Genomic DNA, 21,455 nt, shown 5'->3' with positions numbered 1-21,455 from the left:
ACGCCGACGCACCCGCCTCACGCGGGGCACAGCGCCACCCGACGGCTCACGCAGGCCCTGCACCGCCCCCGCCTTACGCGGGACACGGCACCGCCCCCGTCTCACGCGGGCACGTGCACCGTCTCCACTCTGCTTGCCACCAGCCGCTCCCGTTCGCGGCGGGCCGCGCGGCCGCGCAGGCGCAGGATCTGGCTGATGCCGAGCGCCTGGAGGACGAAGACCGCGGAGAAGGCGACGGTGTAGTCGTCACCGGTGGCGTCCAGGAGCACACCGATCGCGAACAGCGTCGTCATCGAGGCGAGGAAACCGCCCATGTTGGTGATGCCGGACGCCGTGCCCTGACGCTCCGGCGGATTCGCCGGGCGGGCGAAGTCGAAGCCGATCATGGAGGCGGGCCCGCAGGCGCCGAGCACCGCGCACAACACCACGAGCAGCCCCATCGGCGCCCGCTCGCCGGGCCAGGCCAGCGTCGTCGCCCACAGCACCGCGGTGGCGCCGACCGTGCCGAGCGCCAGCGGCAGCCGCGCCCCGTGGTGCCGGGCGACGATCTGGCCGTAGACCAGGCCGATCGCCATGTTCGACAGCACGACCAGGGTCAGCAGTTCACCGGCCACCGCGCGGGACAGCCCCTGCGCCTCGACGAGGAAGGGCAGCCCCCACAGCAGCAGGAACACCATCGCCGGGAACTGGGTGGTGAAGTGCACCCACAGTCCGAGCCGGGTGCCCGGCTCCCGCCACGACGCGGCGATCTGCCGGCGGACGTAGGCCGCTCCCCGGTGGGAGACCGGCTCCGGCTCGTGGCCCTCGGGGTGGTCCTTCAGGAAGAGCAGCAGCAGGACGAGGACGACGACTCCGGCGAGCGCGCTGCCCGCGAACGCCGCCGTCCAGCCGATGCCGTGCAGCAGCCGGGCGAGGACCAGCGTGGAGACCAGGTTGCCCGCCATGCCGACGAGCCCGGCGAGCTGCGCGATCAGCGGTCCGCGCCGGGCCGGGAACCAGCGGTTGCCGAGCCGCAGCACGCTGATGAACGTCAGCGCGTCACCGCAGCCGAGCAGGGCGCGCGAGGCGAGCGCCATGCCGTACGAGGGGGAGAAGGCGAAGCCGAGCTGTCCGGCCGTGAACAGCACGACGCCGATGGCCAGCACCTTCTTCGTGCCGAGCCGGTCGACCAGCAGGCCCACGGGGATCTGCATCCCGGCGTAGACCAGCAGCTGGAGGATGGAGAACGTGGACAGCGCCGAGGCGTTCACATGGAAGCGGTCGGCGGCGTCGAGACCGGCCACGCCCAGCGAGGTGCGGAAGATGACGGCGACGAAGTAGACGGCGACGCCGATCGACCAGACGGCGACCGCGCGCCGCCCGCCCGGCGGATCGCCCGGCAGGGATATCGGGGGCGCGCTCACCGGACCTCCCCCCGCGCCAGGTGCGAGAACCAGCCGACGTGCCGGTGGACGACCGCGACGGCGGCCTCGGCGTCGCCGGAGCGCAGCGCGTCCAGGATCTCCTCGTGCTCGTCGAGGTTCTTGGCGATGCGGTCGGGGTGGGAGTGCATCACGGCGACGCCCATCCGCAGCTGGCGGTCGCGGAGCTGGTCGTAGAGGCGGGAGAGGATGTCGTTGCCGCCGCTGCGGACGATCTCGGCGTGGAAACAGCGGTCGGTGACCGCGACGGCGGCCAGGTCCCCGGCGGCGGCCTGCTCCTGCTGCTGGGCGAGCAGCCGCTCCAGGCGCGCGATCAGCGCGGGCGGGGCGGGGACGGCCTTGCGGGCGGCGTGTTCCTCGACCAGCAGGCGGGTCTCGACGACGTCGGCGATCTCCTGCGCGGAGACCGGCAGGACGAGGGCGCCCTTCTTCGGGTAGAGCTTGATGAGGCCCTCGGCCTCCAGCCGCAGCAGCGCCTCGCGCACCGGGGTGCGCGAGACCCCGACGGCCTCGGCCAGCTCGCCTTCGGTGAGCAGCGTCCCGCCTTCGTAGCTGCGGTCCAGGACGCCCTGTTTGACGTGGGTGTAGACGCGGTCGGCGGCAGGCGGTTGCTTCACGGCGGCCAGGGTCATGCCGACAGGATAGATACAACACGTACGCATGAGCGGAGCCGTCCACCATACGGACGGGCGAATTTGCCGATCGCGTACAACCCTCGCCGCCCCTCGCGCGTCACACCCATGCGGCCTCCCCTGCCCCTCAGTCACCAACTCGGCCGCGCACCAGGGGCATTCAGACGTATTCGGGGTACATCAGTTGACAACCGGCATCAAGGGCATTCGTCTCCGCAAGGCCGTCGCCGTGACGTTCACCGCCGGCGCCGTGTTCGCGACCGGAGCCCTCACCGCGGCGCCCGCGCAGGCCGCCACCGCGCCTTCCGTCTCCGCCAAGGGCGCCTTCATGCTCAACAGCGCGACGGGCTCCACGCTCTACAGCAAGTACGCCGACACCAAGCGGCCCATGGCCAGCACCACCAAGATCATGACGGCTCGGGTGGTGCTGAGCACGCCGAACCTGAACCTGGACCGCAAGATCACCGTCAAGCAGGCGTACCGGGACTACGTCGCCGCCAAGGGCGCGAGCACCGCCGACCTGAAGACCGGCGACAAGGTGACCGTCCGCCAGCTGCTGCACGCGCTGATGCTGCCGTCCGGCTGTGACGCCGCGATGGCGCTCGCGGACACCTTCGGCAGCGGCACGTCCGTCTCGGCGCGCACCAAGTCGTTCATCAGCAAGATGAACACCAAGGCCAAGGACCTGGGCCTGACGAACACTCACTTCGACTCGTTCGACGGCAACTCCACGCAGAACACCAACTACACGACGCCGCGCGACCTCGCGAAGCTGACCCGCAGCGCGATGAAGTACTCCACCTTCGCGGGCATCGTGAAGAAGCAGAAGACGGTGCAGTACGCGACGACGAGCAGCGGCGGCACCCGCACCTACACCTGGTACAACACCAACAAGCTGCTGGGCTCCTACAGCGGCGCGACCGGTGTGAAGACCGGGACCAACACCCCGGCCGGGCCGTGCCTGGTCTTCGCCGGGACGCGCAACGGCAAGTCCGTCGTCGGGGTGCTCCTCAACGACACCAACCGCTTCACCGACGCCGCCAAGCTGATGGACTACGCCTTCGGCGCCAGCTCGGCCGGCACGATGCAGCTGCGCACCCTCCCGCAGGGCGCCCAGCGCGACTGACGCACCGACCCGCACCGAGCACAGGGCCCGCCGCGCTCCCGCGGCGGGCCCTGTGTCTTCCTCACCGGCGGCCGGGGCCGCCGGACTGCTCTCGGACCCGGCTGTCCGGCCGTCTCACGCCCAGGCGATCGACCGTGTCACGCCCAGGTGATCAGCCGTTTCGGCTGTTCCAGGATCGCCGCCACGTCGGCCAGCACCTTCGAGCCCAGTTCGCCGTCGACCAGGCGGTGGTCGAAGGAGAGGGCCAGGGTGGTGACCTGGCGGGGCCTGACCTTGCCCTTGTGGACCCACGGCTGGGGCTTGATCGCGCCGACCGCGAGGATCGCGGACTCGCCGGGGTTGAGGATGGGCGTGCCGGTGTCGACGCCGAAGACGCCGACGTTGGTGATGGTGATGGTGCCGCCCTGCATGGCCGCGGGCGACGTCCTGCCCTCACGGGCCGTGCTCACCAGCTCGCCCAGCGACTGGGCCAGCTCCGGCAGGGTCTTGGCGTGGGCGTCCTTGATGTTCGGCACGATCAGGCCGCGCGGGGTGGCCGCCGCGATGCCCAGGTTCACGTAGTGCTTGACCACGATCTCCTGGGCGGCCTCGTCCCAGGACGCGTTGATGTCCGGGTTGCGCCGGACCGCGACGAGCAGGGCCTTGGCGATCAGCAGCAGCGGGTTCACCCGCAGGCCGGTGAACTCCTTGTCCTGCTTCAGCTCCTCGACCAGCTTCATGGTGCGCGTGACGTCGACCGTCACGAACTCCGTGACATGCGGCGCGGTGAACGCCGAGCCGACCATCGCCGCGGCCGTCGCCTTGCGGACGCCCTTGACCGGGATACGGGTCTCGCGCGCCGCGTCGTGGGCGGCGGCGGGGGTGACCGGGGCCGCCGCGCCGGCCGGAGCGGCCGGGGTGGCCGCCTCCTGGGCGGGAGCGGGGGCCTGGGCCGGGGCCTGCTGCGGGGCCGGCCGTGTCGTGGCCGCCGCCGCGTGGACGTCGTCGCGCGTGATGATGCCGTCCGGGCCGGTCGGGGTGACCGTCGCCAGGTCCACGCCCAGGTCCTTGGCCAGCTTGCGGACCGGGGGCTTGGCCAGGGGACGCGGTCTGTCCGCCGCGGGTGCCGGGCCGTGGCCGTTCAGCTCGGCCTGGATCACCGTCGAGGCCTGCGGCGCGGACGCCTGCGCGACCGGCACCTCGGGGCCCTTGCGGGGGCGGCGCTTGATCGACGTGGCCGCCACGCCGTACCCGACCAGGACCGGCTGGCGGCCCTCCGGCTGCGGCTCCTCCGCCTGGGGGACCGGCGCCTGGGGCGCGGGGGCCGGCTGGGGCTCCGGGGCCGCCGGGGCGGCGCCCGCGACCTCGACCGCGATGATCGACGTGCCCACGTCGACCGTGGTGCCCTCGGGGAAGTGCAGCGCGCGGACCACCCCGTCGTACGGGATGGGCAGCTCGACGGCGGCCTTGGCCGTCTCCACCTCGCACACGATCTGGCCGTCGGTGACCGTGTCACCCGGCTGGACGTACCACTTGAGGATCTCCGCCTCGGTGAGGCCCTCGCCCACGTCCGGCATCTTGAACTCGCGTACGGACGCTTCCGTCATCGTCGTCACGACCCTCTCCTCAGTACGCCAGGGCACGGTCGACGGCGTCGAGCACCCGGTCCAGGCCCGGCAGGTACTCCTCCTCCAGCCGCGCGGGCGGGTACGGCGCGTGGTAGCCGCCGACCCGGAGCACGGGGGCCTCCAGGTGGTAGAAGCACCGCTCGGTGATCCGGGCGGCGATCTCCGCGCCGGAGCCGAAGAACACCGGCGCCTCGTGGACGACGACCAGACGGCGGGTCTTCTCCACCGACGCCTGGATGGCGTCGAAGTCCAGCGGGGAGACCGAGCGCAGGTCGAGGACTTCCAGGGACTTGCCCTCCTCGGCGGCCGCGGCGGCCACCTCCAGGCAGGTCTTGACCATCGGGCCGTACGCGGCCAGCGTCAGGTCGGTGCCCTCGCGGACCACGCGGGCGCTGTGCAGGGGGCCGGGGATGGCCTCGGTGTTGACCTCGCCCTTGTCCCAGTACCGCCGCTTGGGCTCGAAGAAGATCACCGGGTCGTCGCTCTGGATGGCCTGCTGCATCATCCAGTACGCGTCCGACGCGTTGGAGGGGCTGACGATCTTCAGGCCGGCCACGTGGGCGAACAGCGCCTCCGGGGACTCGGAGTGGTGCTCGACCGCGCCGATGCCGCCGCCGTAGGGGATGCGCACGACGACGGGCAGCTTGACCTTGCCCAGCGAGCGGGCGTGCATCTTCGCGAGCTGCGTGACGATCTGGTCGTACGCCGGGAAGACGAAGCCGTCGAACTGGATCTCCACCACCGGCCGGTATCCGCGCAGGGCCAGGCCGATCGCCGTGCCGACGATGCCGGACTCGGCGAGGGGGGTGTCGATGACGCGGCTCTCGCCGAAGTCCTTCTGCAGGCCGTCGGTGACCCGGAAGACGCCGCCGAGCTTGCCGACGTCCTCGCCCATGATCAGGACCTTGGGGTCGGACTCCAGGGCGCGGCGCAGCGACTCGTTGATCGCCTTGGCCAGGGCCATCTTCTCCGCTGCCATGTCAGACCCCCTCAGCGTCCGCGAACGACGCCTGGTAGGCGGCGAACTGGGCTCGCTCCTCGTCGACGAGCGCGTGCCCGTCCGCGTACACGTTCTCGAAGATGGCGAAGTGGTCCGGGTCCGGCATGGCGCGGACCGCCTCGCGCACTCGTCTGCCCAACGCCTCGCTCTCGGCCTCCAGTTCCGCGAAGAATCCCTCGTCCGCGTGGTTTGAGGCCTCCAGATAGCGGCGAAGGCGCAGGATCGGGTCCTTGGCCTCCCAGGCCAGGCGCTCCTCGTCGCCCCGGTAGCGGGTGGGGTCGTCGGAGGTGGTGTGGGCGCCCATCCGGTAGGTGTACGCCTCGACGAGAGTGGGGCCCTCGCCGGCGCGGGCCCGCTCCAGGGCCCACTTCGTCACCGCGAGGCAGGCCAGCACGTCGTTGCCGTCGACACGGACGCCGGGGAAGCCGTAGCCCTGGGCGCGCTGGTAGAGCGGGACGCGGGTCTGCTTCTCGGTGGGCTCGGAGATGGCCCACTGGTTGTTCTGGCAGAAGAAGACGACCGGGGCGTTGTAGACCGCGGAGAAGGTGAAGGACTCGGCCACGTCGCCCTGGCTGGAGGCGCCGTCGCCGAAGTAGGCGATGACCGCGCTGTCCGCGCCGTCCTTGGCGACGCCCATGGCGTAGCCGGTGGCGTGCAGCGTCTGGGAGCCGATGACGATCGTGTACAGGTGGAAGTTGTTGCCGTTCGGGTCCCAGCCGCCGTTGTTCACGCCGCGGAACATGCCGAGCAGGTTGGTCGGGTCGACCCCGCGGCACCAGGCGACGCCGTGCTCGCGGTAGGTCGGGAAGACGTAGTCGTCGTCGCGCAGGGCCCGGCCGGAGCCGATCTGGGCGGCCTCCTGGCCGAGCAGCGAGGCCCACAGGCCCAGCTCGCCCTGGCGCTGCAGCGAGGTCGCCTCCGCGTCGAAGCGGCGGGTGAGCACCATGTCGCGGTACAGCCCGCGCAGCTCCTCGGGGGTGATGCCGGCGACGTAGGTGTCGTACTCGGCGTTCTTGACGCGCTTGCCTTCGGGCGTCAGCAGCTGCACGAGCTGGGGGTCGGTGCCCTGGGCGGCGCCGGTGCCCTTCTTCGCCGTCGTGCGCTTGCCGGCCGTGCTCTTCGTACTGGCGCTGCGTCGCGGTGTGCGCGCGGCAGTGCTCTCCACGGTCACGTGTGCTCCTCCGTCGGTCCGGCCCCCGGGTTCGCCGGTAAGGCCAGTGCGGCTCACCTGTTTCGACCACCGGGCACGGGGTGGGTGCCACTCGGCCGGGAACAGGCGTGACAGGTGCCCCGGCGAGCGCCCTGCAACCATCACGTTACCCAGTGCTCCACATTTCTGTGAAACCCCTCCTGACCTGCGATTTTGCTTGGAAATCCAAGTAAATCGAAAAGCCGGGAAGGAACCCTGGTCACAGCCTTGCAGGGGGCCGGAACACGGGCACGTTATCCCGGCCACCCAGGTCACGGGAAGAGTTCTGTGTGAGACTGATCGCGTGCGCGAAGACGGACAAGTCCGGGTATTTCCGCGCGACGATCACGCAAGCGCCCGTCGCGGGGCGCCCGAACCGCTGTCCGGCGAGGGCGACATCGAGACGGCCGCCGGCATGGCATACGCGGCCCGGACGCGGGCGGGAAAAAACACCGGACCGAGTGGTGGACGAGGTCCGAGCGGTTCAATGCGGCCGCGTCCGTCCGCGTCCCCATAAAGGGCTGCGTAAAGGCCTGCGCACCTTATTCGAGTCTTGACCGAAAGCGATCGTCGGCGACTTCCTGTGACAACGCCCAGCTCATGGGCCCCGTCGGGTGCCCTAGCATCTGGCGCGTGCCGCGCCCCTGTGTACCACCCCCTGTGACCCACGCGCCCCCGTTGAGCGCGCTGCTCCGCCAGTACGGCGCGGGATCCGCCCTCACCTGTGTGCCGGTCGACCAGGGGCTGCTGAACCGCGGCTACCGGCTGTGCACCACGCGCGGCCGCTACTTCCTCAAGCACCACTTCGACCCCGACACCGCCGACCCCGCGGCCATCGAGCGCCGGCACCGCGCCACCCAGCGGCTGGCCGACCTGGGGGTGCCCGTCGCCCCGCCGCTGGCCGGGCGGGACGGGCGCACGGTCGCGGTCGTCGGCGGGCACGCGTACGCCCTGCACCCCTGGATCGACGGCCGGCACCGGCACGGTGGCCAGCTCACCACCGGCCAGTGCGCCCGGCTGGGGGCGCTGCTGGGGGCCGTGCACGCCGGCCTGGAGCGCGTGATGCCGCCCAAGGGGCGCACGCCCCCGGCGAAGCACCCGCACCCGGTGGAGAGCGCCGACCCCGCCGACACCTTCGACCTGATCGACGACCTCCTCGCGCGCGTGCGCCGGCACCGGCCAGCCGACTCCTTCGACGAACTCGCCCGCCACCGGCTCCTGGAGCGGCGCGCGCTGCTGGAGCGGCACGCGGACCGCCGGCCCCCGCGCGGTGGCTCGGTGGGCTGGGTGCACGGGGACTTCCACCCGTTCAACGTGCTCTACCGGGGCGACGCCCCGGCCGCGATCGTCGACTGGGACCGGCTGGGCGTCCAGCCCCGCGCGGAGGAGGCCGTACGCGCCGCCGCGATCTTCTTCGTGCAGCCCGCCGGGACCCTGCACCTGCCGAAGGTGCGGGCGTACGCGCGCGCGTACCGGCGCGCCGCCCAGGCCACCCCCTCGGAGCTGGCGGCGGCCGTGCACCGGGTGTGGTGGGAGCGCCTCAACGACTTCTGGATGCTGCGCTGGCACTACGAGCGCGGCGACACCCGCGCGGACCCCCAGTTCCCGGCCGCCTCGGCCCTGGCGGTGTGGTGGACGCGGGAGTACGACGCGGTGTGCGGGGCGTTCGTGGAGTGACGTGCCGCGCGGGTCACTCCGGACGGCTCGTGGAGCGACGTCCGCGCGGGGCCGCCGCCGGCTCACGGCCGGCGGCTTGCGGCCCGCGGCTCAGACGCCGCCGCCCCCGTCGGCGCCCCCGATCACGCCCGCGTCCGTACCGCCGTTCTCCGTGCCCCCGGTGTTCGTGCCGCCGTTCTCGGTCCCGCCGTTCTCCGTGCCGCCGGTGTCCGTGCCACCGTTCTCGGTCCCGCCGTTCTCGGTCCCGCCGGTGTCCGTGCCGCCGGTGTCCGTGCCGCCGGTGCCGGTCGGCGCGGTGTTCGTCGGCGGGGCCGTCGGGTCGTCGGTGAAGGACTGGGAGGGGCTGTACGACGGGGTCGGCGTCGGGTTGTAGCCGCCCCAGCCGCCGCCTCCGCTGCCCGAGTCGTCCCCGGTGGAGGGGTCCGGGGAATCCTGCGACGCGTCGTCGCTCGGCGTCTCCTCCGGCGTCTTGTCGCCGGTGCTCTTGGTGACCGTCGGCTTCGGCGAGTTGCCGGTGCCGGGCTCCTTCGTCTCGTCGTTGTTGAGGGCCAGCGCGACACCCGCCACCACGGCGATCACCGCGAGGACGGCCAGGATCCACAGCTTGCCGCGCCCGCTGCCCTGGTTGCCGTGCCCCTCGAAGCCGCCGTCGTCCCGGCCGCCGCCGTAGTTCGGCAGGATCTGCTGCGGGATCTGGGTGGTGCCGGAGGCGTCCACGGGGTGCGGCAGCACGGCCGTACCGGCCATGCCCGCCGCCGGGGTGTGCCGCCCGTCGTGGGTCTCGACCGGGCCGGTGTTCCAGGTGCCCGTGTGGCCGCCCTGCTCGTACAGCATCTGGAGGGCGTACTGCACCAGACCGCGCATCTCCTCGGCGGTCTGGAAGCGGTCGTCGGGCTCCTTGGCGAGCGAGCGCATGACGAGGCCGTCCAGCTCCGGCGGGGCGCCGTCGGAGACCTCGGAGGGCGGCGTCGGGATGTCCTGGACGTGCTGGTAGACCACCGACAGCGGGGTCTCGCCGACGAACGGCGGGCGCAGCGCGAGCAGTTCGTAGAGCAGACAGCCGGTCGCGTACAGGTCGGAGCGGTGGTCGACGGCCTTGCCGAGCGCCTGCTCCGGGGAGAGGTACTGCGGGGTACCCATGACCATGCCGGTCTGCGTCATCGTCGTCGACGCCCCGTGCAGGGCGCGCGCGATGCCGAAGTCCATCACCTTCACGGCGCCGTTGTGCGTGATGATGACGTTCGCGGGCTTGATGTCGCGGTGCACGATGCCGTGCTGGTGCGAGTAGGCCAGCGCCTCCAGGACGCCCGAGACGATGATCAGCGCCTGCTCGGGGCCGGGCGCCTCGGCGTTGTGCAGCAGATCGCGGATGGTGCGGCCCTCGACCAGCTCCATCACGATGTACGGCACGGACTGGCCGCCCACGACGTCCTCGCCGGAGTCGTACACGGCGACGATCGCGTGGTGGTTGAGGCCGGCCACGGACTGCGCCTCGCGCGTGAAGCGGGCCTTGGAGACCGGGTCCTCGGCGAGGTCGGCCCGCAGCAGCTTCACCGCCACGGTGCGGCCGAGACGTACGTCCTCGGCCGCGAACACCTCGGCCATGCCGCCCCGGCCGAGCCGGTGGGTCAGCCGATATCGGCCGTCCCCGACCAGTCCGCCATTACCCCACAGTTCCGGCGCATCTGACATCCCGCCGCCAGTCGCCTCGGGGTCGGACGGGCCCTGAGCGCGCTGCTGCTGTGCCATCAGTCCTCGCCGTCGTTTCTGCCCGCGGTGCGCGCGGTGTTGTTACGGTCTCCGTCGGCCACGCTACAGCCTTCGCGCAAGCCGCCGGTCCGGGACGGGCGCCACGACCGGCACGAGACGGACCGGCCATGAAACCGTGCGTCCGCGCGGTCGTGCAAATCCTGTGTACCGCCCGTACGACCGCTGTAACGCTTCCGCGACGCTTCTTTCGCGTACGGTCACGGAACGGGCACCGAGCTTGACGTGTCAGTGCCCTGGGGCAGACTTGGCCGGGAATAGCACTGTCGATCAACGGCGCCTGAAGGCCTACAGCGGGGGATACGGATCATGAGCCAGGACGGCGCACAGGGCCGGTACGCGGGGCGCTCGCTCGCCGGCGGCCGCTACCAGCTGCGTGATCTGCTGGGCCAGGGCGGCATGGCCTCCGTCCACCTCGCCTACGACAGCGTGCTCGACCGGCAGGTCGCGATCAAGACGCTGCACACCGAACTGGGCCGCGAGCAGGCGTTCCGCGAGCGGTTCCGCCGCGAGGCGCAGGCGGTGGCGAAGCTCACGCACACCAACATCGTCTCGGTGTTCGACACCGGCGAGGACGACGTGGACGGCATGACGACGCCGTACATCGTCATGGAGTACGTCGAGGGCCGCCCGCTGGGGTCCGTACTGGAGGAGGACATCCGCCAGTTCGGCGCGATGCCCGCCGACAAGGCGCTCAAGGTCACCGCGGACGTGCTCGCGGCCCTGGAGATCAGCCACGAGATGGGCCTGGTCCACCGCGACATCAAGCCGGGCAACGTCATGGTGACGAAGCGCAACGTCGTCAAGGTGATGGACTTCGGCATCGCGCGGGCCATGCAGTCCGGCGTGACCTCGATGACGCAGACCGGCATGGTCGTCGGCACCCCGCAGTACCTGTCCCCGGAACAGGCCCTCGGCCGCGGTGTCGACGCCCGCTCCGACCTGTACTCGGTCGGCATCATGCTCTTCCAGCTCGTCACCGGGCGGCTGCCGTTCGACGCGGACTCGCCGCTGGCGATCGCGTACGCGCACGTGCAGGAGGAGCCGGTCGCCGCGTCCTCCATCAACCGCTCGCTGCCGCCGGCCGTGGACGCGCTGATCGCCCGCGCGCTGAAGAAGAATCCGAACGAGCGCTTCCCGACGGCCGTGGCCATGCGGGACGAGTGCCTGCGGGTGGCGGCGTCCTTCCAGGCGGCCCCGCCGAGCATCGTGCCGGGCACGCCGACGCAGAGCGGCGCGGGCGTGGGCTCCGCGGTGTTCCCGCCGGTCGACCAGGCCGCCCCGGCGCCCGTGAGCGGCGTCCAGACCCCGTACCAGCCGACGCCGTCCCCGAACCCGTACGGCACGCCGACGCCGGCGCCCCAGCCGTCGTACGGCTATCCGCAGCAGGGCGGCGGATACCCGACGCCGTCCCCGTACGGGGGCGGGCAGGCGCCGTCGACCCCGGCGCCGTACACCATCTCCCCGCAGCCGTCCGCCGCCTCGCCGGGCCCGGGCGGCGGCCGGAGCAACAAGCCGGTGATCATCGGCTCCGCGATCGTCGCGGTCCTCGCGGTCGGCGGCCTGATCGCCGCACTGACCCTGAACAACGGCGGCGACGACCCCCAGAGCAAGGGCGGCGACACGTCCCCGACGGCCACGACGACGAAGAAGCCGGGGTACCGGGGGCCGGACACCTCCCGGACGATCGACAGCACGGAGTGCACCGAGCCCGAGGAATCGCTCAACGATCCCGAGAAGATCAAGATCCCAGACTTCCAGTTCAAGAACATCAAGTCGGTCCAGGAGTGCCTGAAGGCCGCGGGCTGGCAGAAGAAGATCGTGCACCAGGACGAGAACACCTACGGCGACGGCACGGTCATGAGCCAGTTCCCCGCCGCGGGCACAGACGTCGATCCCACCGGGAAGATAGAGATCCAGCTGTACGTCTCGACGGGCAACCCCGCGGCGGCCTGACGGAGCGCGAGACATGCGGAAGGGCCCGGCGGATGCCGGGCCCTTCTCCCGTCGTACGGCTGCGGATCCGATCCCCGGCGCTACAGGTACGGCCCGCCCTGGCGTCCTCCCGTGTGGTGGTCGTCGTGGCCCTCGTGGACGACGCCCGGGGGCAGGGCGCGGCGCATCTGCTCCAGCTGGGCGCGCGCGGCCATCTGCTGGGCGAACAGGGTCGTCTGGATCCCGTGGAAGAGGCCTTCCAGCCAGCCCACCAGCTGGGCCTGCGCGATGCGCAGTTCCGCGTCGGAGGGGGTCGCTTCGTCCGTGAACGGCAGGGAGAGCCGCTCCAGCTCCTCGACGAGCTCGGGAGCCAGACCGTCCTCCAGCTCCTTCACCGAGCTGGCGTGGATCTCCTTCAGCCGGACCCGGCTGGCCTCGTCCAGAGGCGCCGCCCGCACCTCCTCCAGCAGCTGCTTGATCATGCTGCCGATCCGCATGACCTTCGCCGGCTGCTCGACCATGTCCGTCACCGGGGTCTCGTGGGAGTCCTCGTCTCCACCGCCGCCACCGAGCGCCATGCCGTCCTGGCCCACGACCAGGATCCGCTGGGAGTTCTCCGGCGACCTTTCGTTCCTCGGCATCTCCATGTGGTCATTGTCTCCCACCCGCGACGCGCACTGAATTGCCCGGTGTCACCAACCGGCTGGCGGCATCCGGAATGCCGGGATCTGTCGTGGATGTGAGGCTTGCTGCGTGACTGCATGGCTGCGGACGCTGGGCGCGGCGGGACTGGGCGGAGTTCTGGTCCTGTCGGGGGGTGGTGTGTCGTATGGGGTGAGTCCGTCGTGTCCGTGGGGCGCGTCAGGCGCGAGTGGGGTGGCGTACGGGGGTGGGTCAGCGCGCGCGGGTGGGGCGGCGTACGGGCGCGTGTCGTCGTACGGGCGCGTTTCGTCGTACGACGGCGTTTCGTCGTACGCCGGTGTTTCGACGTACGGAACCGTCTCGTCGTACGGCTCCGTAGCGACGTACGCCGTCGTTTCGACGGACGGGGCGGTATCGACGGACGAGCGTGTGTCGACGATCCGGGCCGCCGCTTCGAGGGGAGCGGGCGTGGGAACGTACGCGCCTGCCTTCGGGCCGAAGGCGACGGCTTACGTGAGTGCCCCGGGATCCGCGCTTCCCGCCGTCGCCGGTGAGCCGCCCGGGCCCAGTCGGGCCGGCAATCCCGCGGCCGAGGGGCGGGAGCGGCCGGGGCGGGACGAGGTGCCGGTGGAGCCGACGACGGCTCCGGCGGCGACACGGGCGCCGGTGGAGCCGGTCTCGGACCCGCTGCCGCCGGAGGCGGTCGTCGCGGAGCGGCGGCGCGGCGAGCCCGTGCTGCGGATCCTGCCGCTGGGGTCCGGGATGGTGCTGATCGGACTGGGGCTCGGGCTCGCCTTCGTCGGGCTGCGGGTACGGCGCGGTCAGGTCTGAGCGGCCGGCCCGGCGGTCACCCGGTGACCAGCAGGACCTTTCCGATGTGGCCGCTCTCCTCGACCAGGCGATGCCCGGTGGCCGCCTCGCGCATCGGGACCTCGCGGTCGACGACCGGCCGGACGTGCCCGGCGTCGAACAGCGGCCACACGTGCTCGCGTACGGCCGCCACGATCGCCGCCTTCTCGTCGAGCGGGCGCGCGCGCAGCGAGGTCGCGGTGATGGCGGCGCGCTTGGCGAGCAGCGCACCGATGTTCAGCTCGCCCTTGACGCCGCCCTGCATGCCGATGATCGCGAGCCGGCCGTTGACGGCGAGCGCCTTGACGTTGCGGTCGAGGTACTTGGCGCCCATGTTGTCGAGGATGACGTCGGCGCCCGCGCCGCCGGTGGCCCTCTTGATCTCGGCGACGAAGTCCTGCTCCCGGTAGTCGATCAGGATGTCCGCGCCCAGCTCGGCGCAGCGCTCCAGCTTCTCCTTCGTGCCCGCGGTGACCGCGACCCTCGCCCCGACGGCCTTGCCGAGCTGGATCGCCATCGTGCCGATGCCGCTGGACCCGCCGTGCACCAGCAGCGTCTCGCCGGGCCGCAGATGGGCGACCATGAAGACGTTCGACCAGACGGTGCAGGTCACCTCGGGCAGCGCGGCGGCCTCGTGCAGGGCCACCTTCCCGGGCACCGGCAGCAGCTGTCCGGCGGGCACGACCACCTTCTCGGCGTAACCGCCGCCCGCGAGCAGCGCGCACACCTCGTCACCGACGGACCAGCCCCCGACACCCGTGCCGAGGGCGGCGATCCGCCCGGAGCACTCCAGGCCGGGGTAGGGGGACGCGCCGGGCGGGGGCGCGTAATGGCCCTGCCGCTGGAGGATGTCGGCGCGGTTGACGGCGCTCGCCGCCACCTCGACCAGGACCTCGCCCTCGCCGGCCTCCGGATCCGGGACCTCGGCCCAGGTCAGCACCTCGGGACCGCCGGGTTCGGGAATCGTGATCGCATGCATGAGGGGGACGCTACTCCTCGGTCGTGGGGCGGGGCGGGGACGGGGGCGGGCGAGAATCCGTATGCGTGAGCGATGAGTTTGGGCGACGGTGGAGGTCTTCCCCTGCGTAATCCGAGTACGCGGAAGGACACCCCATATGAGCCAGCACACCGCCGGCCTGGCCATCGAGACCGCGGGCCTGGTGAAGACGTTCGGCGAGACCAGGGCCGTCGACGGCGTCGACCTCGCCGTCCCCACCGGCACGGTCTACGGCGTCCTCGGTCCGAACGGCGCCGGGAAGACGACCACCGTGAAGATGCTCGCCACGCTGCTGCGCCCCGACGGCGGCGAGGCCCGGGTCTTCGGCCACGACGTGGTCCACGCGGCCGACGAGGTGCGCGGACGGGTCAGCCTGACCGGCCAGTACGCCTCGGTCGACGAGGACCTGACCGGCACCGAGAACCTGGTCCTGCTGGGCCGGCTGCTCGGGCACGGCAAGAAGGCGGCCCGGGAGCGTGCCGCGCAGCTGCTGGAGGCGTTCGGGCTGACCGAGGCGGCCGGCAAGCAGATCAAGAACTACTCCGGCGGCATGCGGCGGCGCATCGACATCGCCGCGTCCATCCTGAACACCCCGGACCTGCTCTTCCTCGACGAGCCGACCACCGGGCTCGACCCGCGCAGCCGCAACCAGGTGTGGGACATCGTCCGCGCGGTCGTCGCCCAGGGCACGACGGTGCTGCTCACCACGCAGTATCTGGACGAGGCCGACCAGCTGGCGTCCCGGATCGCCGTCATCGACCGCGGGCGGGTGATCGCCGAGGGCACCAAGGGCGAGCTGAAGGCGTCCGTCGGCGCCGGGTCCGTGCATCTGCGGGTGCGGGACGCCGAGCAGCGGCCGCTCGCGGCGGACGTACTGCGCCGCACGCTGGACGCGCAGGTGCAACAGGAGCACGACCCGGTGGCGCTGACCGCCCGGCTGGGCCGGGCGGCGAGCGACGACACGGCGGCCGAGCAGGCCGCGCGGGCGCTCGGCGAGCTGGCCCGCGCCGGCGTCACCGTCGACAACTTCTCGCTGGGCCAGCCCAGCCTGGACGAGGTGTTCCTCGCCCTGACCGGACACGACACCCACACCGCGGACGGCGCGAGCGCCGAGGGCGAGACGGACGACAAGGACGAGAAGGACGAGGTGGCGGCATGAGCACCGCGACGACCACGGAGACCAAGGACCTCGCCCCCGTCAGCGCCGAGTCGCTGGCCGCGCTGCTGGTGGCGAAGGAGCGCCCACCGCGGCCCAGCGCCTGGTCGGCCTCGCTGACGTTCGGCTGGCGGGCCGTGCTGAAGATCAAGCACGTTCCCGAGCAGCTCTTCGACGTCACCGCGTTCCCGATCATGATGGTGCTGATGTACACGTACCTGTTCGGTGGCGCGCTCGCCGGGTCGCCGAAGGAGTACATCCAGTTCCTGCTGCCGGGCATCCTCGTCATGTCGGTCGTGATGATCACCATGTACACCGGGGTCTCGGTGAACACGGACATCGAGAAGGGCGTCTTCGACCGGTTCCGGTCGCTGCCCATCTGGCGGCCGTCGACGATGGTCGGCTACCTCCTCGGCGACGCCCTGCGCTACACCATCGCGTCCGTGGTGATGCTGACCGTCGGCATCGTCCTCGGCTACCGCCCGGACGGCGGGGTCGGCGGGGTGGCCGCCGGGATCGCGCTGCTGATCGTCTTCTCGTTCGCGTTCTCGTGGATCTGGACGATGTTCGGGCTGCTGCTGCGCACCGAGAAGTCGGTGATGGGCGTCAGCATGATGGTGATCTTCCCGCTCACCTTCCTGTCCAACGTGTTCGTCGACCCGAGCACCATGCCGGGCTGGCTGCAGGCCTTCGTCAACAACAGCCCGGTCACCCATCTGGCGTCCGCGGTGCGGGGTCTGATGGCGGGCGACTGGCCGGCCGACGAGATCGCCTGGTCGCTGGGGTGGGCGGCGCTGTTCATGCTGGTCTTCGGGCCGGTCACGATGCGGCTGTACAACCGGAAGTAGGCGGTCTGCGGCGGGGCTCGGGGCCGGGTGCGCTGCGGCGGCGAGCGGCGCTCGGCGGCCGGTGCTCGGGGGTCGGTGCACTGCGTCGACGCCCGGCGCCCGGCTCTCGGAATGGTGCCGCCGCGGGGTGGCCCTCAGCGGCCCATGGTGGGCGGCAGGCCCGGCCGCTCCTCCTGTTCCTCTGCCGGGACGACGGTGATCACCCGGTCCGTCAGCTCCAGCCGGCCTACGGCCGGGTCGTCGTAGCCGAGCACCCGGTGCCCGCGGACGACGCTCACCACCAGGTCGGGCGTCTCCCGCGGGCTCAGTCCCACCTCGGCCCGGGTGACGGGCCGCTCGACGATGTCCAGGCCGCTGCCCTGCCGGATCAGGTCCTCCATCACCCGGCCCGCCGCCGGGCTCAGCACGGACAGCCCCAGCAGCCGGCCGGCCGCGCCCGCGCTGGTGATCACCTCGTCGGCGCCGGACTGCTTCAGCAGCGGCGCGTTCTCCTCCTCGCGCACCGCCGCCACGATCTTCGCCCGGGCGTTGAGCTGCCGGGCCGTCAGCGCCACCAGAACGGCCGTGTCGTCGCGCTGGGTGGCGATGATGATCTGGCCCGCCCGCTGCACCTCGGCGCGCTTCAGCACCTCGCTGCGGGTGGCGTCGCCGAGCACCGCGGCATAGCCTTCGGCCGTCGCGGCGTCGATCGCCTTGTTGCTCGGATCGACCACGACGACCCGCTCCTTGCGCAGCCCCGTGGCGCAAGCGGCACGGATCGCCGACCGGCCCTTCGTGCCGAAACCGACGACGACGGTGTGGTCCCGCAAGACAGGCCTCCAGGGGTGTGCGTTGTGACGGACGGGCGCTCGTCGGGAACCATGGTGCCGACTGTCCGGATCAGCGTCACAGGGGGCTCACGATGAAGGGCGACGAACAACCGCATTCCCCGCAGAAGAGGGCGGCTCTTCTGCGGGCGCTGTGGTACCGCTCGCGCAAGGAGGCACGCGACGACGCGGAGGCGGGCCGCGCCATCACGATGCCGACGGAGACCGTCGTACCGCCCCTTCAGCAGGTCATCAAACGCCTGGTCATGGCGCTGGTGGTGCTGGTCGTCACCATCGTGCTGGTCTACTTCGACCGTGAGGGCTACAACGACAACTCCGACGGGGCCGTCGACCTCGTCGACGCGGCCTACTACGCCACCGTCACCCTCTCCACCACTGGATACGGCGACATCACCCCGGTCAGCGACGCCGCGCGGCTCACCAACATCTTCGTCATCACCCCGCTGCGCGTGCTGTTCCTGATCATCCTGGTCGGCACCACCCTGGAGGTCCTCACGGAACGGACCCGCCAGCAGGTCCGCATCCACCGCTGGCGCACCCGGACCCGGGACCACATCGTGCTCATCGGCTACGGCACGAAGGGCCGCCACGCCGTGCAGACCCTGGTCGGGCAGGGCATCGACAAGAGCCGGATCGTCGTCGTCGACGCCCAGCAGAAAGCGGTGACCGCGGCCGGCGACGACGGCCTGGTGGCGATCAACGGGGACGCCACGCTGTCCGAGACGCTGCTCAAGGCGGAACTGCAGCGCGCCTCGCAGGTGATCGTCGCCCCGCAGCGGGACGAGACGGCCACGCTGATCACCCTCACCGCGCGCCAGCTGAACCGGCGCGCGACGATCGTGGTGGCCGTCCGGGAGGACGAGAACGTGCCGCTGCTCAAGCAGAGCGGCGCGGACACCGTGGTGACCAGCTCCAGCTCGGCCGGCCGGCTGCTCGGCACCTTCATGGCCAGCCCGCCCGCGGCCCGCGCCCTGGAGGACCTGATGACCCTGGGCAGCGGCCTGGACCTCATCGAGCGCACCGTCACCCCGCAGGAGGTCGGTCGCACGCCCCGCGAGTGCGGCGACCTGGTGCTCGCCGTCATCCGCGACCGCAAGCGGCTGGACTACGCGACCGGCTGGCACACCCAGCTCCAGCCCGGCGACCACTTGATCACGGTGAGCCGCCCAGGGATGGACGGGGCGGAGTAGGCCGACTCGACCGAATCGCCCCAAGCGGTCGAAAGGGTCGAAAGGGTCGAAGTTGGCGCGTCAGCCGGGTTGTTTCACGTGGAACACGCGGCGAGCCCGGTCGTCGCCCACGGCAGTTCCAGGATCTCCGTCTCCTGCCCCGGTTTCGCCCCGCCCGGCGGTACGACGGCCAGCGCGTCGGCCGCCGCGACGCCGCGCAGCATCGCCGGGCCGTTGTAGTGCAGCGGCACGGCACGCTCACCGCGCAGGAGGACGGGGATCAGCCGGGTGTCGTACGGGTGCCCGTGGGCTCCGTCCCGCAGCGGCAGCGCGTAGCGCTCCGGGGCCGCACGCCCGGCGAGGGCGCGCAGCAGGGGCTCGGCGAGGGTGAGCAGTCCGGAGACGGCCGCGAGCGGGTTGCCGGGCAGGCCGACGAGGTACCGGCCCTCGGTGAGCCGGGCCAGGAGCATGGGGTGGCCGGGGCGTACCTTCACGCCGTCGACGAGCAGCCGCGCGCCGATGCGGTGCAGCGTGGGATGGACGTGGTCGACGGGGCCCGCCGCGGTGCCGCCGGTGGTGACGACGAGGTCCGCCTCGCTGTCGGTGATCGCACGGTGCAGCGCGTCGGCGTCGTCGCCGATCCGGCGGACCGCCGTGACCTCGGTGCCGAGCGCCCGCAGCCACGGCGGAAGCATGGGACCGAGGGCGTCGCGGATGAGCCCGTCGTGCGGCAGGCCTTCGGTGAGCAGTTCGTCGCCGAGGACGAGGACGTCGACGCGCGGGCGGGGGACCACGGTGAGGGTGTCGTACCCGGCCGCGGCGGCCAGTCCGAGGACGACGGGGGTGACGGGTGTGCCGGCGGGCAGCAGCTGGTCCCCGCTGCGGCACTCCTGGGCGCGGGGGCGGATGTCCTGGCCGTGCCCGAGGTGGTCCCGGGTCGGATGGAGGCGGCCCTTGTCGTCCGTGAGGCCGTGCTCGCTGCGCAGGACCGCCGTGGTGTCCGGCGGGATCCGGGCGCCGGTGGCGATGCGGACGGCCTCACCGTCGGCGAGCCGTTCGGGCTGCGCGTGTCCCGCCAGCACGCCGTCCTCGCGCAGGGTCCAGGGGCCGGGGCCGGCGACGGCCCAGCCGTCCATCGCCGACGTGTCGAAGGAGGGCAGGTCGGTGAGCGCCGCCAGCGGAGCGGCGAGGACCAGGCCGAGGGCCGCGTCCAGGGGCACGGTGACGGGGGATCGTCCCGTCTCCCCCGCGCCGGCACGGGTGGTGCGTCCGGCCCGTTCGGCCGTCGCGCGGGCCTCCGGCCAGGGCGTGGCACGGTGGTGGGCGCGGTGGTGGGCGTGTTGCCGGGGGGCGGAGGCGGTGGAGCCGGTGCCCTGTGCTGCGGTGGTGTCGGTGGTGGCGTTCTGCGGCGCGGGGGAGGGGGCCTGGGCGGGCGAGGAGGCCCGGTCCCCGGGCGCGGAGGCGTGGTCGCCGCGCGCAGGGACGTGATCGCCACGCGCGGCGACGTGGTCGCCAGGGGTGTGGCGGTGAGGCGGTTTCACGAGAGCCAGGGCCTCCTCGACGTCGAGGTCGTGGGCGTCCTCGCCGGCCCGGGTGCCGGGGGCGGTCATCCGGCGTCCGGGCGCGTGCCGGATCCGGCCGCGGCGTCCTCGTCCGCCCAGCGCTGCGCCAGGGCGGCGGCCTTGCGGGCGGCCTCGGCGACGGCCTCCGGGCCGCCGTCCGCGCGGGCGGCGGCATAGCCGACGAGGAAGGTGGTCAGCGGGGCCGCGGGGCGTGCCACGCCGTGCGCGGCGTCGCGGGCCAGGTCGAGCAGAACACCGGTGTCGACGTCGAGGTCGATGCCCAGCTCGTCCTTGACTGCGGAGATCCATTCATCCAACACGTAGTCATGCTCCCTGATGCGTGCCCTTGCGGAGGCGATGTCGTCCCAGGTGTCGCAGTCGAAGGAGGCGACCGGGTCCGGGACACGGATGAGGTCGAGCGCGCCGGTCAGCCGGCGCAGCGGAAGACCGGTGAGCGTGCCGTGCGCGGCGCTGAGCGCGGCCAGCTCGCGGCGCAGCGCGCCGGTGCGGTAGACGGCGACGAGCGGCTGGTCGCGGCCGTCGGCATCGGTGAGCAGCGCGCCCTCGGCGCCGCTCGCGGCCAGGGCGGCCCGCAGCCGCCGTACCGTGCCCGTGCCGAGGAACGGAAGGTCCGCGGAGAGCACCACGACGTGCTCGGCGGCGGTGTGCCGCAGTCCGGCGTCGAGGGCGGCGACCGGGCCGGCGCCGGGCGGGTCCTCGCGCGCCCAGGTCACCGGGCGGGCGGTGGGGCGCGGGTCGGCGACGACGACGGTGGTGCGGGCCTCGGCGCAGGCGGCGAGCACCCGGTCGAGCAGGGGTCGGCCGCCCACCCGCACGGCGGGCTTGTCGGCGCCGCCGAGCCGCCGCGCGGCACCACCCGCGAGCACCACGGCGTCGCACCGGACGTCGCCGTACGGGGCGTCGCCGCGCACGTCGCCGTACGGGGCATCCCCGGCCGGGGCGCCGCCCGGCGAGGCAGCACCGGCCGAAGCAGCGCCGTGCGGGGCGTGGGTGCCGGGTGGGGGCGCGTGCGGGGTCATGCCCCGAGTAT

Annotated in this window: 17 protein-coding genes and 1 pseudogene; 7 read left to right on the top strand and 11 right to left on the bottom strand. The window is 72.5% G+C overall.

Going from position 1 to position 21,455, the window contains the following annotated elements:
- Positions 1 to 101: 101 nt before the first annotated feature.
- The gene (locus G7Z13_RS18005; RefSeq protein WP_166000574.1) at positions 102 to 1,403 is read right to left on the bottom strand and encodes an MFS transporter; all 1,302 of its coding nucleotides are present in this window, start codon (positions 1,401 to 1,403) and stop codon (positions 102 to 104) included.
- The gene (locus G7Z13_RS18000; protein ID WP_166000573.1) at positions 1,400 to 2,053 is read right to left on the bottom strand and encodes a GntR family transcriptional regulator; all 654 of its coding nucleotides are present in this window, start codon (positions 2,051 to 2,053) and stop codon (positions 1,400 to 1,402) included. Before G7Z13_RS18000 ends, G7Z13_RS18005 begins: the two co-directional genes overlap by 4 nt.
- 184 nt (positions 2,054 to 2,237) lie before the next feature.
- Here G7Z13_RS18000 and G7Z13_RS17995 point away from each other — a divergent pair, with 184 nt between their 5' ends.
- Positions 2,238 to 3,179: a serine hydrolase gene (locus G7Z13_RS17995; protein ID WP_206313092.1), complete on the top strand. Its 942-nt coding sequence runs from the start codon at positions 2,238 to 2,240 to the stop codon at positions 3,177 to 3,179.
- A 137-nt stretch (positions 3,180 to 3,316) separates the two neighbouring features.
- On the opposite strand, the gene G7Z13_RS17990 is transcribed toward G7Z13_RS17995, so the two are convergent.
- From G7Z13_RS17990 to pdhA, 3 genes are read right to left on the bottom strand one after another with little or no spacing between them, the layout of a single operon-like run.
- A complete protein-coding gene (locus G7Z13_RS17990) occupies positions 3,317 to 4,774 on the bottom strand; it encodes a dihydrolipoamide acetyltransferase family protein (RefSeq protein ID WP_166000569.1) in 1,458 nt (485 codons plus the stop codon).
- Between the two features lie 10 nt (positions 4,775 to 4,784).
- Positions 4,785 to 5,765 carry an alpha-ketoacid dehydrogenase subunit beta gene (locus tag G7Z13_RS17985; protein ID WP_166000567.1) on the bottom strand — a complete coding sequence of 327 codons (981 nt, stop codon included), beginning with the start codon at positions 5,763 to 5,765 and terminating at the stop codon, positions 4,785 to 4,787.
- A 1-nt stretch (position 5,766) separates the two neighbouring features.
- Positions 5,767 to 6,957, bottom strand: coding sequence for a pyruvate dehydrogenase (acetyl-transferring) E1 component subunit alpha (pdhA, locus tag G7Z13_RS17980; RefSeq protein ID WP_166000565.1), 1,191 nt, complete (start codon positions 6,955 to 6,957; stop codon positions 5,767 to 5,769).
- Between the two features lie 678 nt (positions 6,958 to 7,635).
- On the opposite strand from pdhA, the gene G7Z13_RS17975 reads away from it, so the two are divergent.
- Entirely contained in the window at positions 7,636 to 8,652 is a 1,017-nt protein-coding gene (locus tag G7Z13_RS17975) for a phosphotransferase (protein WP_206313091.1), read from the top strand.
- A gap of 90 nt (positions 8,653 to 8,742) precedes the next feature.
- Here the strand turns inward: G7Z13_RS17975 and G7Z13_RS17970 are convergent, their stop codons facing one another.
- Complete coding sequence (locus G7Z13_RS17970) at positions 8,743 to 10,401, bottom strand: protein kinase (protein ID WP_166000562.1); 1,659 nt, start codon at positions 10,399 to 10,401, stop codon at positions 8,743 to 8,745.
- Between the two features lie 327 nt (positions 10,402 to 10,728).
- Between G7Z13_RS17970 and G7Z13_RS17965 the strand changes: the two genes are divergently transcribed.
- Positions 10,729 to 12,375, top strand: coding sequence for a protein kinase (locus G7Z13_RS17965; RefSeq protein ID WP_166000560.1), 1,647 nt, complete (start codon positions 10,729 to 10,731; stop codon positions 12,373 to 12,375).
- Positions 12,376 to 12,455: 80 nt separating this feature from the next.
- On the opposite strand, the gene G7Z13_RS17960 is transcribed toward G7Z13_RS17965, so the two are convergent.
- Entirely contained in the window at positions 12,456 to 13,001 is a 546-nt protein-coding gene (locus tag G7Z13_RS17960; RefSeq protein ID WP_166000558.1) for a bacterial proteasome activator family protein, read from the bottom strand.
- Positions 13,002 to 13,509: 508 nt separating this feature from the next.
- Here G7Z13_RS17960 and G7Z13_RS33700 point away from each other — a divergent pair.
- Positions 13,510 to 13,827 carry a hypothetical protein gene (locus tag G7Z13_RS33700; RefSeq protein WP_240926253.1) on the top strand — a complete coding sequence of 106 codons (318 nt, stop codon included), beginning with the start codon at positions 13,510 to 13,512 and terminating at the stop codon, positions 13,825 to 13,827.
- 16 nt (positions 13,828 to 13,843) lie between these two features.
- Here the strand turns inward: G7Z13_RS33700 and G7Z13_RS17950 are convergent, their stop codons facing one another.
- A complete protein-coding gene (locus tag G7Z13_RS17950; protein WP_166000554.1) occupies positions 13,844 to 14,824 on the bottom strand; it encodes an NAD(P)H-quinone oxidoreductase in 981 nt (326 codons plus the stop codon).
- Positions 14,825 to 14,960: 136 nt separating this feature from the next.
- On the opposite strand from G7Z13_RS17950, the gene G7Z13_RS17945 reads away from it, so the two are divergent.
- Positions 14,961 to 16,001, top strand: coding sequence for an ATP-binding cassette domain-containing protein (locus G7Z13_RS17945; protein ID WP_166000552.1), 1,041 nt, complete (start codon positions 14,961 to 14,963; stop codon positions 15,999 to 16,001).
- Positions 15,998 to 16,846 (top strand): ABC transporter permease, encoded by an 849-nt coding sequence (locus G7Z13_RS17940; protein WP_166000550.1) that lies wholly within the window; start codon positions 15,998 to 16,000, stop codon positions 16,844 to 16,846. Before G7Z13_RS17945 ends, G7Z13_RS17940 begins: the two co-directional genes overlap by 4 nt.
- A gap of 134 nt (positions 16,847 to 16,980) precedes the next feature.
- Here G7Z13_RS17940 and G7Z13_RS17935 read toward each other — a convergent pair.
- Positions 16,981 to 17,655, bottom strand: a pseudogene (locus G7Z13_RS17935) (NAD(P)-binding protein); the annotation flags it as partial.
- Positions 17,656 to 17,747: 92 nt separating this feature from the next.
- Here G7Z13_RS17935 and G7Z13_RS17930 point away from each other — a divergent pair.
- Positions 17,748 to 18,863, top strand: coding sequence for a potassium channel family protein (locus G7Z13_RS17930; protein ID WP_206313090.1), 1,116 nt, complete (start codon positions 17,748 to 17,750; stop codon positions 18,861 to 18,863).
- A gap of 74 nt (positions 18,864 to 18,937) precedes the next feature.
- Here G7Z13_RS17930 and G7Z13_RS17925 read toward each other — a convergent pair whose 3' ends face one another.
- Positions 18,938 to 20,452: a molybdopterin molybdotransferase MoeA gene (locus tag G7Z13_RS17925; RefSeq protein WP_166000546.1), complete on the bottom strand. Its 1,515-nt coding sequence runs from the start codon at positions 20,450 to 20,452 to the stop codon at positions 18,938 to 18,940.
- Positions 20,449 to 21,444: an NTP transferase domain-containing protein gene (locus G7Z13_RS17920; protein WP_166000544.1), complete on the bottom strand. Its 996-nt coding sequence runs from the start codon at positions 21,442 to 21,444 to the stop codon at positions 20,449 to 20,451. The genes G7Z13_RS17925 and G7Z13_RS17920 overlap by 4 nt, the downstream gene beginning before the upstream one ends.
- Between the last annotated feature and the right edge of the window lie 11 nt (positions 21,445 to 21,455).

Source organism: Streptomyces sp. JB150, from assembly GCF_011193355.1.
In the GTDB taxonomy this organism is placed as follows: domain Bacteria; phylum Actinomycetota; class Actinomycetes; order Streptomycetales; family Streptomycetaceae; genus Streptomyces.
This window is presented reverse-complemented; position numbering and strand designations above follow the sequence as displayed.

Excerpts from the sequence above, each read along its gene's own strand:
- G7Z13_RS18000 (WP_166000573.1), bottom strand. The coding sequence starts at position 2,053 with ATGACCCTGGCCGCCGTGAAGCAACCGCCTGCCGCCGACCGCGTCTAC.
- G7Z13_RS17985 (WP_166000567.1), bottom strand. The coding sequence starts at position 5,765 with ATGGCAGCGGAGAAGATGGCCCTGGCCAAGGCGATCAACGAGTCGCTG.
- G7Z13_RS17970 (WP_166000562.1), bottom strand. The coding sequence starts at position 10,401 with ATGGCACAGCAGCAGCGCGCTCAGGGCCCGTCCGACCCCGAGGCGACT.
- G7Z13_RS17965 (WP_166000560.1), top strand. The coding sequence starts at position 10,729 with ATGAGCCAGGACGGCGCACAGGGCCGGTACGCGGGGCGCTCGCTCGCC.
- G7Z13_RS17960 (WP_166000558.1), bottom strand. The coding sequence starts at position 13,001 with ATGGAGATGCCGAGGAACGAAAGGTCGCCGGAGAACTCCCAGCGGATC.
- G7Z13_RS17950 (WP_166000554.1), bottom strand. The coding sequence starts at position 14,824 with ATGCATGCGATCACGATTCCCGAACCCGGCGGTCCCGAGGTGCTGACC.
- G7Z13_RS17945 (WP_166000552.1), top strand. The coding sequence starts at position 14,961 with ATGAGCCAGCACACCGCCGGCCTGGCCATCGAGACCGCGGGCCTGGTG.
- G7Z13_RS17940 (WP_166000550.1), top strand. The coding sequence starts at position 15,998 with ATGAGCACCGCGACGACCACGGAGACCAAGGACCTCGCCCCCGTCAGC.
- G7Z13_RS17930 (WP_206313090.1), top strand. The coding sequence starts at position 17,748 with ATGAAGGGCGACGAACAACCGCATTCCCCGCAGAAGAGGGCGGCTCTT.
- G7Z13_RS17925 (WP_166000546.1), bottom strand. The coding sequence starts at position 20,452 with ATGACCGCCCCCGGCACCCGGGCCGGCGAGGACGCCCACGACCTCGAC.
- G7Z13_RS17920 (WP_166000544.1), bottom strand. The coding sequence starts at position 21,444 with ATGACCCCGCACGCGCCCCCACCCGGCACCCACGCCCCGCACGGCGCT.